Source organism: Pseudoalteromonas rubra (assembly GCF_000967655.1).
Lineage (GTDB): Bacteria > Pseudomonadota > Gammaproteobacteria > Enterobacterales > Alteromonadaceae > Pseudoalteromonas > Pseudoalteromonas rubra_A.
In genome coordinates, this window is the sequence record NZ_JXYA01000020.1 from 1 (window position 1) to 13,033 (window position 13,033).

12 protein-coding genes are annotated in these 13,033 nt (G+C 40.2%); all 12 read right to left on the bottom strand.

The window, feature by feature from the left end; all coding sequences use genetic code 11:
* Window positions 1-36: 36 nt before the first annotated feature.
* Window positions 37-738 carry a cytidylyltransferase domain-containing protein gene (locus TW77_RS09655; RefSeq protein WP_046004778.1) on the bottom strand — a complete coding sequence of 234 codons (702 nt, stop codon included), beginning with the start codon at window positions 736-738 and terminating at the stop codon, window positions 37-39.
* Between the two features lie 2 nt (window positions 739-740).
* The gene (locus TW77_RS09660) at window positions 741-1,799 is read right to left on the bottom strand and encodes a nucleotidyltransferase family protein (protein ID WP_046004779.1); all 1,059 of its coding nucleotides are present in this window, start codon (window positions 1,797-1,799) and stop codon (window positions 741-743) included.
* The gene (locus tag TW77_RS09665) at window positions 1,796-2,446 is read right to left on the bottom strand and encodes a NeuD/PglB/VioB family sugar acetyltransferase (protein WP_046004780.1); all 651 of its coding nucleotides are present in this window, start codon (window positions 2,444-2,446) and stop codon (window positions 1,796-1,798) included. Before TW77_RS09665 ends, TW77_RS09660 begins: the two co-directional genes overlap by 4 nt.
* Window positions 2,439-3,509 (bottom strand): N-acetylneuraminate synthase, encoded by a 1,071-nt coding sequence (gene neuB / locus TW77_RS09670; protein WP_046004781.1) that lies wholly within the window; start codon window positions 3,507-3,509, stop codon window positions 2,439-2,441. Before neuB ends, TW77_RS09665 begins: the two co-directional genes overlap by 8 nt.
* Before the next feature lie 7 nt (window positions 3,510-3,516).
* On the bottom strand, window positions 3,517-4,671 hold the full coding sequence (gene neuC, locus TW77_RS09675; RefSeq protein ID WP_046004782.1) for a UDP-N-acetylglucosamine 2-epimerase: 1,155 nt from the start codon (window positions 4,669-4,671) through the stop codon (window positions 3,517-3,519).
* 2 nt (window positions 4,672-4,673) lie between these two features.
* Window positions 4,674-5,828, bottom strand: a complete 1,155-nt coding sequence (locus TW77_RS09680; RefSeq protein WP_046004783.1) for a LegC family aminotransferase — start codon at window positions 5,826-5,828, stop codon at window positions 4,674-4,676.
* Window positions 5,829-5,840: 12 nt separating this feature from the next.
* Complete coding sequence (locus tag TW77_RS09685) at window positions 5,841-7,031, bottom strand: UDP-N-acetylglucosamine 4,6-dehydratase (RefSeq protein WP_046004784.1); 1,191 nt, start codon at window positions 7,029-7,031, stop codon at window positions 5,841-5,843.
* A 916-nt stretch (window positions 7,032-7,947) separates the two neighbouring features.
* Complete coding sequence (locus tag TW77_RS09690) at window positions 7,948-8,685, bottom strand: glycosyltransferase family 2 protein (RefSeq protein ID WP_046004785.1); 738 nt, start codon at window positions 8,683-8,685, stop codon at window positions 7,948-7,950.
* Window positions 8,686-8,688: 3 nt separating this feature from the next.
* Window positions 8,689-9,738: a glycosyltransferase family 4 protein gene (locus TW77_RS09695; protein ID WP_046004786.1), complete on the bottom strand. Its 1,050-nt coding sequence runs from the start codon at window positions 9,736-9,738 to the stop codon at window positions 8,689-8,691.
* Window positions 9,731-10,798, bottom strand: coding sequence for an EpsG family protein (locus TW77_RS09700; protein ID WP_046004787.1), 1,068 nt, complete (start codon window positions 10,796-10,798; stop codon window positions 9,731-9,733). The genes TW77_RS09695 and TW77_RS09700 overlap by 8 nt, the downstream gene beginning before the upstream one ends.
* A gap of 1 nt (window position 10,799) precedes the next feature.
* Window positions 10,800-11,741, bottom strand: a complete 942-nt coding sequence (locus TW77_RS09705; RefSeq protein WP_046004788.1) for a glycosyltransferase family 52 — start codon at window positions 11,739-11,741, stop codon at window positions 10,800-10,802.
* Window positions 11,738-13,015 carry an oligosaccharide flippase family protein gene (locus TW77_RS09710; protein WP_046004789.1) on the bottom strand — a complete coding sequence of 426 codons (1,278 nt, stop codon included), beginning with the start codon at window positions 13,013-13,015 and terminating at the stop codon, window positions 11,738-11,740. The genes TW77_RS09705 and TW77_RS09710 overlap by 4 nt, the downstream gene beginning before the upstream one ends.
* Window positions 13,016-13,033 lie beyond the last annotated feature (18 nt).

A 13,033-nucleotide genomic window follows, 5' to 3' on the forward strand; every position in this document is an offset into this window, starting at 1 on the left:
TTACAGAGTACTCAAGGCAAAGAAGATGGCGCTGACTCAGGGGGTTTCGGTCCTATGCTGAAGCACAGCCGCTGCAATTAGGAAATCAACCTCTGTGTCAATGTCAATCGAGTTTTCGTTAGACATGATATAAGGGTAATAATCTTGCTCCAGGAAGAGCTTCCCTGACTTTTTGAATTCAGCCTTATCTACCAAGTATATGGCACCATTCAATTGATAGTATGGGTCCAAATCCTGAGATCTGGTGTTAGTCAGACCTGAGATAAATTGCTTAAAATCATGCTCCTCTTTCAAGCGCGTGCTCCACAATGGAGAATGTGCGCATTCCGTCATAGAGACGATCCCTTTTGCGTTTTTCTCGACATATAGCTCGATCGCTGCATCAATATCCTTTGATGTCCGCAGCGGCGTTGTTGGCTGGAGCAAACAGATTACGTCAAACGCTATCCCGCTGTTATTAGCATACTCGACTGCATGATGAACGACATCCAATGAAGAGGCTGTATCACTCGCTAACTCCGCAGGTCTCAATACCGCAGTAGTGCGCTCATAGGTAGCAGCGATCTCCAGTACTGTTGGGCAATCTGAAGTCGCCAATGTATGGGTAATATACTGAGAGCCCTTAATCGCTTCAAATGTATGTGCGACAAGAGGCAGCTCACCGAGGACTTTGATATTCTTCTGAGGTAATCTTTTACTGCCAGCTCTAGCAGGAACAATCGCCAGTACTTTTATCATAATCAAAACAACCCTAGATCATGAATATCATTTTGTGCTCGTTTAAAATCGTCATGTCTACCTATATCTAACCAGTATTCATGGATTGGAAACTTCAGCACTCGATAACTGTCTTCTGTTTTTTTCTGAAACAAAGACGGCATGTCTAGATACTGATTTTTGGGTACAGAGCGAACGATATCAGGTGATATAACATAGATACCTGCATTAACAAAGTACCTATAAGTAGGCTTTTCAACGATATCAGTAATGACATGCCCGTCACCTTCAATTACTCCAAAAGGCACTTTAATTTCATAATCTCTGACGCACATTGTCGCATCAGATTTTTGCGATTCATGAAAGTCCAATACTTTTGTGAAATTCATGTTTGTCAGAATATCGCCATTAATCATTATTAACGGCTTATTCGGCAAATTATCTGGTAACAGAGATAGTGCTCCAGCCGTTCCAAGTGGCTCCTCTTCATTTACGTAAGTAATGTTGACGCCAAACTCTTCACCACTTTTAAAGTACTCTGTAATTACTTCTGGTAGATAATGGGTAGAAATATAAAAATTATAAAAGCCGAAAGACTTAAAATGTCGGATCAAGGTTTCCAGCATCGGCTTATCACCAACTTTAAGCATTGGCTTAGGGCAGTTATCAGTTAAAGGCCTTAGTCTTGTTCCAAAGCCGCCAGCCATAATAAAGATCGGATTGTCTTTTTTCTCAACTTCTAGCGCTTCATGCAAGGTTTTCAACCCAACAAGACTACCTCTTTCATCTACAATAGGCAGAGATAAGCTACTACTGTTACGCATGATCTCTTTTAACTCTGAAGATGTATTGTGCTCTGAAGCTACTATCGGTGATGAATTCATCACTTTCTCGACTTGGTCCGATAAGTCAACGCCAGACAATATCCCTCTGCGGATATCGCCATCCGTCACTATGCCGGCAAGTTTATCCCCATCAGCAATCACTAACGCGACCCGAAGCGCTTCCCGGTCAATAACTTCCATAGCATCTCTAATGCTGGTCTGTGGCGAGATTATTAAGTTTTTCCACTTGCTCGTCATTTGGCACCCTGTACTTTAACTGTTGTCTTTGGTCCGTAAGCAATACATTTTTTAGCTAGGCTTTTTGTCAACGATGCTCCAACACCAACAATAGCGTTCTCACCAATTGTAATGTTATTGATTATACTTGCTCCGGTAGCCACGTGCACACCGTCTTCAATTCGAACCTGTCCACTCATTGTAACACCTGGCGCTATATGGCAGTGCATACCAATTGAGCAGTCGTGATCAATTGTAGAGGATGTGTTTACAATTGAGTTTTCTCCAACCGAACTGCCAATACAAACCACCGCATTTTGCATGATCTGCACGCCCTCTGCTAATCGAACATTAGCAGAGATATTGGCACTGTTTGCAATCACTTGTGCAAATTTATAACCATCCTTTTTAAAACGCTTATATATTTTTTGCCTCAATGATTTATATGGCATCGCACCAATCCCATTGACTAGCTCTACCTGGTGCTTGTCGTATTGCAGAACATCTTCATCACTTGCGTGGTGCGTGAACTCTGCTAACTGTCTCAAGCTTGGGGAAAGTTCAGGTGCAACTACAGCCAAAATCTGCCGGTTTTGTTGGATCAAGATCTCAGCCAAACCGGCAGCATGTCCTCCCCCACCGATCAATACCACTGGCAATTTATTCATCTAGCAATTGACCAACTTGATAATCTTGAGAAGCCTTGGTTTTGAGCACTTTCCAATATAATGAAGGCGGCATACCATCACCCGGACGCTTAACAGTAATGTGCTCTGGAGTGATCACTTCTCCAGCTTTGAGTGGTTGCACTACAACCAGGCTTTTTCTAGCCACTTCTTTGTTCTTAATTTCCAGAGGGCGAGGTCCCTTAATACCATCACCCAGCACTCTTTGCGCGATGCGGATCCCATCAACCATGGCCTTCAACTCTACAGGATCCAGCGACGCTTTATGATCGGGTCCTGGTAAAGACTTATCTGTCGTAAAGTGCTTTTCAATCAAAACAGCGCCTTTAGCTACAGCGGAAATTGGCACAACAATTCCTTCACTGTGATCTGAGTAGCCAACGGATAGTTTAAACGCGTCTTTCATCGTATCCATAGCGTTCAGATTGATGTCATCATAAGGTGCTGGATATTCCGTGGTGCAATGCAACAGGGTCACTTTCTCTTTCAGTAGTGCTTTGCCTTGCTCTGAAAAATACGCTTCTATTAACAACTCATCCGTTGGGTCACCATTAGGATGTAGATATCCAAACGCAATTACAGATAACACATATTCTATGTCACTCAGTGTTGCCATACCTGTTGAGACAATTAGATCACATCCTGTTCTGGCATGCTCTAAAACAAGCGGTGCGTTTGTTATCTCTCCTGAAGGTAACTTGAGCCTAGTAATACCCAAATCGTTAACTAAAAAGTCAAGGCTTTCAGAATCGAACGCCGTCGATAAAAATTCAATGCCCAGCTCCTGACAATATTTTACTAGCTTATGATGTGTTTCATAGCTCAACTCTAAACGTTTGAGCATACTGAACTGGGACTCTTGCTTTCCTGTATTGGCAACTTGGTAATCCGCTTGCTTAGCCGATTCCGTTACCAGGTTTTTAGCTTTAAAGGTTTGAAATTTAACAATATCCGCACCGGCTTCGTGTGCAGCATCGACCAGTTTAAAAGCCAATTCATCGCTACCGTTGTGGTTAACGCCGGCTTCTGCAATTATTAATGTCATAATACTCTCATTTTAAATCGTAAAACGGCTTACTTGGTTGAAAGTCAAGCTCTTTTAGCATTTGAATTGCTTGCTTGCTTGCATTGCCTGCACCATATGGGTTTGAAATTATCTCGTCTTCAGTTTGATATTCACGAGATAGTGCCGCTTTTATCGCTCGTTCAATACTTGGGGCTTGCGCACTACAATGCAGTACACTTTTCGCAGCTAAACGCCCCTTCTGCCGCACACCAATATTTACGGTTGGGACATCAAAAGAAGGCACTTCAATAATACCACTCGAAGAATTACCAATCACCGCCGAAGCGTGCTTCACCGTACTCAAATAACGCTGTTGCCCTAAAGAGGGTATAGCAAAAACCCTCTCACTATTCGCCTGTGCGTAGTGCTCGAGAATAGGGATTATCTTTCTCCCACCATCATCAGCATTAGGATAGGTTAGAATTACCTGGTGGTCAGGATAAGCATCTAGTGCTGATAAAATCGCATTGAAACTCTCTTCAGGAGGTTCTTCTCCCAGTGTCACAGGGTGGTAAGTTACTAAAAAATAGGGCGACTTTAAGTCAAACTGCAGAGACTCAGCAATCTCATCCACTGTCATAAAATCACTTCTTTTTAAGTGATCTAAGCCAATCGCACCAATATTCTTAACCCGACTTGGTGACTCTCCAAGTTGAATTACACGCTGCCTATATTCTTCTGTCGAAGTACCGTGAAGATAGCTGAGTTTACTAATTGCATGCCTGATTGCATCGTCGTAAGCCCCCTCTGTGATCTCACCACCATGAAGATGCAAGATAGGAATTCTCAGAATCATGGCTGTCTGAGCAGCAGCCAATGCCTCAAATCTATCTCCTAAAATCACTAAGGCATCTGGCTTCAGTCGACTCAGTGCGTCTGTAAAGCCTAAAACACCGAGCCCCATACTCTTAGCGGTACCGACCGCCGTGTCAGAAGAGAGTAAGATTTCAATTTTTTCATCAATATTAAAACCATCATCTTCTATCTGCTTGTAAGTATTACCGAATTCAGGAGACAAATGCATACCAGAGACGAGCAGCTGTAATGTCAATTCAGGATCATCATGTATGTCTTTAATCAACCAGTAAAGCAACCCGTATTCGGCACGCGTTCCTGTAAAAACAGCTATTTTTTTACTCATAATCAGACACCTAATTTAGTCGTTGGTGTACTCGGTAAGTTTACAAGACGCGCTTCAACATATTCAGAATATGTCAGATCTCCTCTCAGTGCGTTGCTGAACATGGGCAAACGGTGCATCAATTGCCAAATCGGCCTGGTCATAACCCCTTGACTATTCGTTTCCTTTAATAACTGCTCTCGCGCAGCTTTATCTTCACAAATCACCGCATTGAGCCAATAATTTGATTGCGCGTAAGCAGGTTCAGCTACAAATTTAAACTCACTGCCAACGAAAAAGTCTTGATATTGTTGTGCTAACGCCCTTTTTTGCTTAATAAAAGTAGGTAGTATCTCAAGCTGTGCACACCCTAACGCAGCATTCAGATTTGGCATACGGTAGTTAAACCCAGCCTCATCGTGAAAAAATTCATATGGATGGGGAACCTTCGCAGTCGTGGTGACATGCTTAGTACGAGCGCCAGAGTCAACCGTTTGACATAAGACAACGCCTCCGCCACCGGTAGTCATAATTTTATTACCGTTAAAGCTTACCGCGCCATACTCTCCAAATGTCCCGGTGTGCTTACCTTTGTAATATGAACCAAGGCTTTCCGCTGCATCTTCGACTAAATTAATCTGCCACTTTTTACACAATGCAACGAGCTCGTCCAATTCAACAGGGTGGCCAAATGTGTGCATTGGCACTACAGCCTGAATACGCTGCTTCGTGCCGCGATGAATAGTGCCCTGCTCTGTCAATATTGCATTGTCCTCTAAATAGGTTTCCAATGCTTTAGGACACAGGCCAAGGCTCACTTGTGACACATCTACAAATACAGGCTCTGCCCCCATGTGATGAAGGGCGTTGCAAGTCGCAACAAACGTAAGAGCTTGGGTTATAACAAGATCACCTGCTCTCACTCCCGCCATATAAAGCGCGGCATGTAAAGCGGCAGTACCATTGACCGTTGCAACCGCTTTAGCCGTACCCGTGAGGCTTTCTATTTTTTGCTCAAATTCGTCGACGAACTTACCAACACTTGATACAAAGGTGCTGTCAATAGTCTGTAAAACATATTCTTTTTCATTTCCGCTAAATGTCGGAGCATGAAGCGGTATAAAGTCATCAGTCTGATATAGAGCTCTGACAAACTCATTAATTTTTTGTGGTGTCATTACAGCCTCAAATCACATCTTGCTGTCTAGGTATTTGCCAGTTTCTTTATGACCAAAATCAGGGATCATAGTGAAAAATAGCTCAACAATCTCTTCTTTTGTCCAAGACTTCTGCTCTTTCAGTTGGCTAATTGTATTCTCAAACAATGCGATTTTTTCCGCGTCATACTGCAACTCGTTCTTTATGATCCCCAGGTTGTTAAACCTCTCCATATCCAGGGTTTCTTTATCCGTGAAGAACTCCTCAAAGTCTTTTTCACCGGTTGTATCACTCTTAGTAAACAAGCAAGGCCATTTCCCTTTAGCGGGTAGCGTCTTAACCAACTCACGCGCTTCTTCTTCGGTGCTACACAGGTGCGGCTCATAACCTTTGTCAGCAAGGTATTTTACTGCGATATCAGCAAAGGTAATCAAATGTAATGATTCGCTCAGCTTCGGGAAGAAAATATCTCTATTATCACCAAAAATACAAGACATTAGGCAAAGCTCGCCTGATTCCTGTGGGATTACAAAGTAACGTTTAATATCACTTGGAGCAACTATCGGCTGCTGTTTTTCTATACGCTGGTTAAACCCGTGCAGCAGGGAGCCGTCGGAGAAGGCAACGTTCGCAAATCGCGCCGTTGATATCGCTATTTCCTCACTGCGACGCATCAAAAACATTTCCATAATACGCTTCGAAGCGCCCATCATATTAACCGGGTTTGCTGCTTTGTCTGTTGAAACACAGAAGTACTTTTTAACACCTGCATCGATAGACTGTTGAATCGTTTTGTCCGTGTTAAATACGTTGACATCAATCATACGCATCAAAGTATAAGGGTCTTTCTCACTGCGGACATGCTTAAGCGCAGATAAATTAAGTACATAGTCATATTGGCCATCAGCCTTGATGAAGGCATCATATTCAATTGAACCTATGTCCAGAGCAAAGGTTTGGAAATCTCCATCGATATAACCGTAGGAGCTGCGAATATCTCTAACTAGCTCCACCATATTGTTTTCACTAATATCCACAACGTGAAGTTTTTTTGGGTTGCGCTTAAAAATCTCTTTAGTCACTGCTTGACCAATCGAGCCTGCGCCACCCAGGATCAGAAATCGAGAGTTAGACACTTCTTTTTTCAGCGCCTGTTCAGCAGACTCAATATCTTGCAAAAAAAGCTGCTTTTGTCTACCTATTAAATTTAGTATTTTGCTCATTTATAATCTCGAACTTTTAATAAAAACAGTAATTATCTGATATATATCACACTGTGATATTGCTCATAACAACGATATGCGTTTCAGGGGTTTTAACAGCAAGCCTTAGACATCTTTGTCTAAAAAATACTTACACCTTTATAAGGAGTAACCTCATGACAAACCACTTTGTTTAGCCTATTGAACAAAAACGTAGTAGTCCATGTACTATTCAATTATGCAAGTTGTTTTGACAAAGGCTTGATGATGTAGCTATACGTACTACTTGTATTGTGCACTTATCTTAAAGATAAGAGTTTATGTACTAAGCGCTATGAAGGATTTTGTAGCCAAAGCCCCGAATCGTCGCATATTAGTCAACCATATGGCCCTCTTCTATTGCCTCATCAAGGCGCTTCTGCTCGCCGGATAATTGCTCACACCATTACCCTATTGCATTTAGCTTATGTATGCAGGTATCTCGAACACCATTATACTATTTTTGATAAGTGAGTCTAGCTCTCTCATCTACTGGGCACAGCCCTGTCACAGAGCAAGAATAGGCGCTACTGTGAGGTTTTTTACTGAACAAGCCTCGCCAAAATCTTCATAGCAAACAGGTAGAAAAATCAGCTAATAATTGTTACATTTTCTGGGCTGATACTTTGGGCCACACGCTGTACACTATGAGTATTTATATGGCACAAAAGTGCCGGAATGTCAGCATCACAGTACAAATAAACTTAGTCATCTTGTCGCACCATCAGATAATCAAAAATATCAACTATATACAGTCAGGCAGGCGAGGTTGCAAGCTTCTGGATAGACACTCAGCAGAGAACATCATTAACACAATTAAAACTTCAAGAATAAACCCAAATTAGATACGCATAGCCAGAGATTGAACGCACAGCTTAGCGGCTGTGATATGTTGGGTTTATATACGGACCTTCACTGCGCTGACGAAGTAGCAGATAAAAAGATATAAAGATCTGAAAAACCCTACCTGGGGTTGGCTTCTCAGTATTTTGTAATGCCAGAGCGCGGCTTGCATTTTATTTGCTGAAAGCCCCCCCGCATGCACACGATAGCGAGCCATTGGCTCTAATATACCTACTGAGTCTGTTTTCATTAATATCTTCAGCCACATATCATAGTCTTCATGGCCTATAGCTTGCTGAAATACAATATCAACCTGATCTACATCGTAAATCCCCGTTAAATTCCCAATGTGATTCTTTCTCAGCATATCCTGATAGCTTACAGTTTTAGCTACACTTTTTAGACCAAGCTCTCTATTTTGGTTATCGACTCTAAAATACGCAGTGTGGGAAGCAGCCTTACCACTTTCCGTCATCGCGGCAATTTGCATTTCCAGCTTCTTCGGTAACCACAGGTCATCACTGTCGAGAAAAGCGACATACTTACCCGTCACTTTTCTCAAGCTGTTGTTTCTTGCAGACCAGGCACCCGACGGATTTGAATTATAAAAATACTTAATTCGGTTATCAGAACTCATAAAGTGCTGAATAATTTCTTTTGTCTTATCCTGGGATTTATCATCAGATATCAACAACTCCCAGTCTTCATAAGTTTGTGCCTGGATTGATTCAATACTCTGCGCAATTGTCTTCTCTGCATTGTATGCAGGCATAATAATAGAAACTTTAGCCATAACTTATCTGCTTAGTAAATTTAACCAGTTTTCAAATACAACATCTTTCGAGTAGTTTTGTGAGTCTGACAAGGCCGCCAATTGCATGGTTTCGCGCTGCTCATCGTTATTGATAAGACTGAGTAGTCGGGCCTTAAACGTCTCGTCGTCATCCTCATCGATAACATAGCCATCGACATTATTGCGTATGAGCTCTCTCGGGCCGGTCTTACAATCAAAAGAGATAGCCGCAAGCCCAAAGGACTTAGATTCAATCAGCACTAAAGGCAGACCTTCATAACGAGATGTCATAGCAAAAAGGCTAGCATTTCTGTATTCCGAAGCAATGTCTTTTGACGCTGGTTTCAACTCAACAGTGTCCTCTACCCCTTTGTGTCTGATCAGTTGCTGCAGCGTATCCCTGTCCTCACCATCACCTACAATTCTTAATTTCCATCCGTGATGATTGGGTAATTCAGCCCAGATATCTACTAACTTCTCAAACGCTTTTTGATAAGTTAGCCTTCCAACGGCAAGAACCACTTTTTCTTTGTCTTTAAGCTCAGTCGGGCGTATCGACTCAAAACTGGTCGCATTGCGAATGACTGACACTTTTGCTGATGTCTTGGAATGTAACAAGGCGTAGTCATGATCAGTCAGAAGTACCAAATCGCTTGCAAGGTTATAGCTTAGTAACTTCAGCTTTCGTACCATTGATGAAGACGTTTCAAAACCCACATGCTCACTCAAGATTAACTGAGATTTTAGTCTTAACGCACGATGTACAATTGCAACTTTAAATGATAACCGCCCCATAGAAACGGGAATAATTGCATCATATTTATTGGAGTAAAGATAAGACGCAATTTTAATCGTGTTACCACTATCAAGAACTTTTAAATTAACATCTTTATTTAAACTGTAATACGGAGAGCTTCCGCTATACAGTAATGTCAATAATGTTACCTTATAACCAGAACTTGCAAAATTATTAGCTAAAAAAGCAGCAACTCGTTCAGTGCCACCAGAAGATGTAATATCATTAATAACAATCAGAATTGACTTTTTAAACATTTTTCATCAGGCTCAATGGTTTGGAGTAAAACTCAAGTAAATAGGGAGCTTGCATTTGCAATGTAATCACAGATTGCAATGCAATATAAGCCGGCAATATAAATAATTTAGCAACTGCGCTAATTCTATCCCTGAATACAAGTGGCAAAATAAAAACTTCAGCATGTGAGAATACAGTAGACAGCCTTCCACTCATTATCGCGAAATCAGAAAAGCCGATCCGAATGGCCAATGATAAAAACTCTAAATAAAGGAAGTACCTATATGCTTTCTTCCTACGCAATGCAGGTCCAGCACAAAGGCCCACAAAGAAGATAATGAGTATCGTTTTTATTACCTGAGGGTTTATAACACTCACAGAGCTGGAAAAGTTATCGCTAGAAGCATAAGCCTGCAAACGAGGGGATAAACCAATTAAAAAATCCAATAGGAAAAACTTAAAAAAGATAATAAAAACGACTAGAAAGAAAAAGTTCAAAAGAAAAAAGTCAATCCTAGACCGCTTTGAAAAACTATCAGCAAAGTAAAAGAACACAGAGAATACAAGCAAAAACAATGCGGTCTGATGGAATAAAAAACCAACGACAAATAGCAGAAATGAAACCAGCAGCTCTCTTTTATAAATAAAACGAACGATAGCATATAAGGTAATAGCAATAGCTAATCCCTGCCTCATCTGCATAAGCTGCTGTAAGAAGAAATATGCAGATGGAAGATAAAAAACCAAAACAAACAAGTAGTTTACTTTTAACAATCTAGAGCTTTTATATAAAAAGTAAAAGTTCAGAATAGAGAAAATGGAAAAAAGTAAGACATTCGAGCTTGTAAACAAACTAATAGCCCAGGCATACCAACCAAAGCCAATTTCCATTCCGGTTTGTTGATAAAACACGAAAGGATTAAGCAAATCAAGCTTATCTATGTTCGCCAATACATTATAGTATATTTGAGTGTCAGGCGTGCCACCCCTAAACCCAACGAACAAGACAAAGGGTAAAGAAAGCACTAAAAAAATCAAATTACCAAGTTTAAAACTTGTCTTCGACAGAAGGAAAACCATCTTAGTCCAGCTCTAATGTCGTGAAAAAGCCTTCATCAGAAAACTCTTTAATGCAAGACTTAAAAGTTGACGTCATTTTTTCACTATAAATGACAAAGTTATTCACCCTAGGTATAGAGCTCAAATTTAGCTGACACGTGCTTAAAAAGCTATATATATTAACCGTCTCATACTCATCTAAAAGATTAGAAATATGAACCTCTGCAACCTGGCGAGAGTCCAGCATTTTAAACTTGTTTGCTACTTTAGAAGAGAACTCTCTTGGGTGCTTTACATATACAGTTTCTAAACCTGTATCATCTAGAAAAGCACATACGTTATCGATTAGAGTAGAACAATCTTCAACAAAGATCTCATCATAACAAGCACCAACTAGTACATTAATAGACTTACCATTCTTCATCCCCTCACTCTTGTAATCAAAAAGAGTAACAGGAACTGTTTTTTCTATAATATTAGAACGATTTGGGTAAATTGTGTAATGAGCTTTACTTAGTCTCTTGACCTTGCTCGCATCAAAATTTATAAAGAAAAGAAAGTAAAACAATTTAAACTTAAAACTTCTTTTCTCTAAATTATAGTACACACTGCTTTTAATGACATTGGCACTCCCGTCATCAAATGTATATAGCGAATCATAAGACGCCTTTGACAATATTAAGTGCATAAAAACGTTATCTATTGATGCAATATAAATCGAATCGGCTCTGACTTTTGAAAAGACTCTAACTAACTCGAATGCTGTTTCAAGCACTTTTCCATCATAGTAATATTCATTGACAGAATAACCTCTACCCCTAAGCGTACTAATAAAGTTAGTAGAGCTGTCATAAGGTTTTTTGGTGACAAATGAAAAGACCACATCAGAAAGCCCAAGCTCCGCAACGACTCTTTCAGCAATCATCAATTGCAACGTTGTATAACAAACAAGTTGATTTTTCATAACACCCTCGATTTCACAAAGTATAGCCAAGGCATTTCAACCTTTTTTGCAGCAAGGTACCAAGTGAATAAAAACCTGAAAAACATTGAAATACTGAATGCATAGGCTGCACCTAACAATCCATACTTAGGTATAAGCATGAATAGTAATAATAAATTACCTGCACCTACACAAATTGTCACTACAGACAGAGCTGCGGTTTGCTTAGAGAAGAATATGTAGTTAGTTACAAACAGATACATACCGCTAAAAATCTGGCCTAGTACAAGCCAACTAATAATCTTACTTGCTTCTGCATACTCATCTCCTGCAACAAATAACAGTACAATAGGTGAAATTACAAAATTGAGTAATGCAAGAAAGATTAAAGATATAAAAATAAGATAGGTTCTCTTAACAATTTTCTCTCGAATAATTGTACAACCACTAGATAGAGAGCGGTATAGCCAAGGTAGTAATGCTTTATTCAGAGAGTCAAAAACGATTGATATAGCAGAACTGAGTTGATATGCAAGTAAGTATATACCAACATGAGCAAGCCCTAGTTCTGTATTAATAACAAAGCGGTCAATTGAAGTCAGAAGGAATATCCCAAAGATATGTGGGATCAAAGGGACACCAAAGTTCAAAGCATCTTTCAAATAAGCTTTGTTTAAAAATGAAAAACCAAGTAAATCTTCTTTGTATAGCAAGAAAGTTGCAACAAGCCCACATACCAAAAATGAAAATGCAATTCCTGCTATACGGCCCTCACTACCATTATCAGCGTATAACACTAGGTATAGAGATGCACCTACGTTTAACACGCTACACAAGACCTGAAGCACTCCATAACTCACTGGGTTCTCTCTTACCTGCCACTGACTCAATCTAAACTGGAGCAGGAAAGAGAAAAAAGAAGACATAAGAGCAATATATAACCAACTCACCGGTAAAGATAGAAAGTCAGACAAAGCCTCACTGAAAATATAAGTGATAATGAAGATCAAGAAGGTTGAGAAGAGCAGTATCCATAAACAAGCTGAATTATATTGTCTGATTGACGCATGAGAGCTATCATCATTATAGAAATGACGCGCAGCAGCGCCTACAACATTTAAACCTACAAAAGCAGATAACCCTGCAATAAACAGGGAGAACATTGCAACTTGACCATACTCTTCAGGGGTCAGAACCCTAGTTAATATTGGTAATAATAAAAAAGGGATCAGGGCATTTATCATATTTGCGATAAAATACACCAAAGAACCTTTTATAAGAGACTTTTTCATCATTCCCTTATTAGCTAGTTG

Excerpts from the sequence above, each read along its gene's own strand:
- TW77_RS09660 (WP_046004779.1), bottom strand. The coding sequence starts at position 1,799 with ATGACGAGCAAGTGGAAAAACTTAATAATCTCGCCACAGACCAGCATT.
- neuB (WP_046004781.1), bottom strand. The coding sequence starts at position 3,509 with ATGACATTAATAATTGCAGAAGCCGGCGTTAACCACAACGGTAGCGAT.
- TW77_RS09665 (WP_046004780.1), bottom strand. The coding sequence starts at position 2,446 with ATGAATAAATTGCCAGTGGTATTGATCGGTGGGGGAGGACATGCTGCC.
- TW77_RS09685 (WP_046004784.1), bottom strand. The coding sequence starts at position 7,031 with ATGAGCAAAATACTAAATTTAATAGGTAGACAAAAGCAGCTTTTTTTG.
- TW77_RS09710 (WP_046004789.1), bottom strand. The coding sequence starts at position 13,015 with ATGATGAAAAAGTCTCTTATAAAAGGTTCTTTGGTGTATTTTATCGCA.
- TW77_RS09680 (WP_046004783.1), bottom strand. The coding sequence starts at position 5,828 with ATGACACCACAAAAAATTAATGAGTTTGTCAGAGCTCTATATCAGACT.
- TW77_RS09695 (WP_046004786.1), bottom strand. The coding sequence starts at position 9,738 with ATGTTTAAAAAGTCAATTCTGATTGTTATTAATGATATTACATCTTCT.
- TW77_RS09655 (WP_046004778.1), bottom strand. The coding sequence starts at position 738 with ATGATAAAAGTACTGGCGATTGTTCCTGCTAGAGCTGGCAGTAAAAGA.
- TW77_RS09690 (WP_046004785.1), bottom strand. The coding sequence starts at position 8,685 with ATGGCTAAAGTTTCTATTATTATGCCTGCATACAATGCAGAGAAGACA.
- TW77_RS09705 (WP_046004788.1), bottom strand. The coding sequence starts at position 11,741 with ATGAAAAATCAACTTGTTTGTTATACAACGTTGCAATTGATGATTGCT.
- TW77_RS09700 (WP_046004787.1), bottom strand. The coding sequence starts at position 10,798 with ATGGTTTTCCTTCTGTCGAAGACAAGTTTTAAACTTGGTAATTTGATT.
- neuC (WP_046004782.1), bottom strand. The coding sequence starts at position 4,671 with ATGAGTAAAAAAATAGCTGTTTTTACAGGAACGCGTGCCGAATACGGG.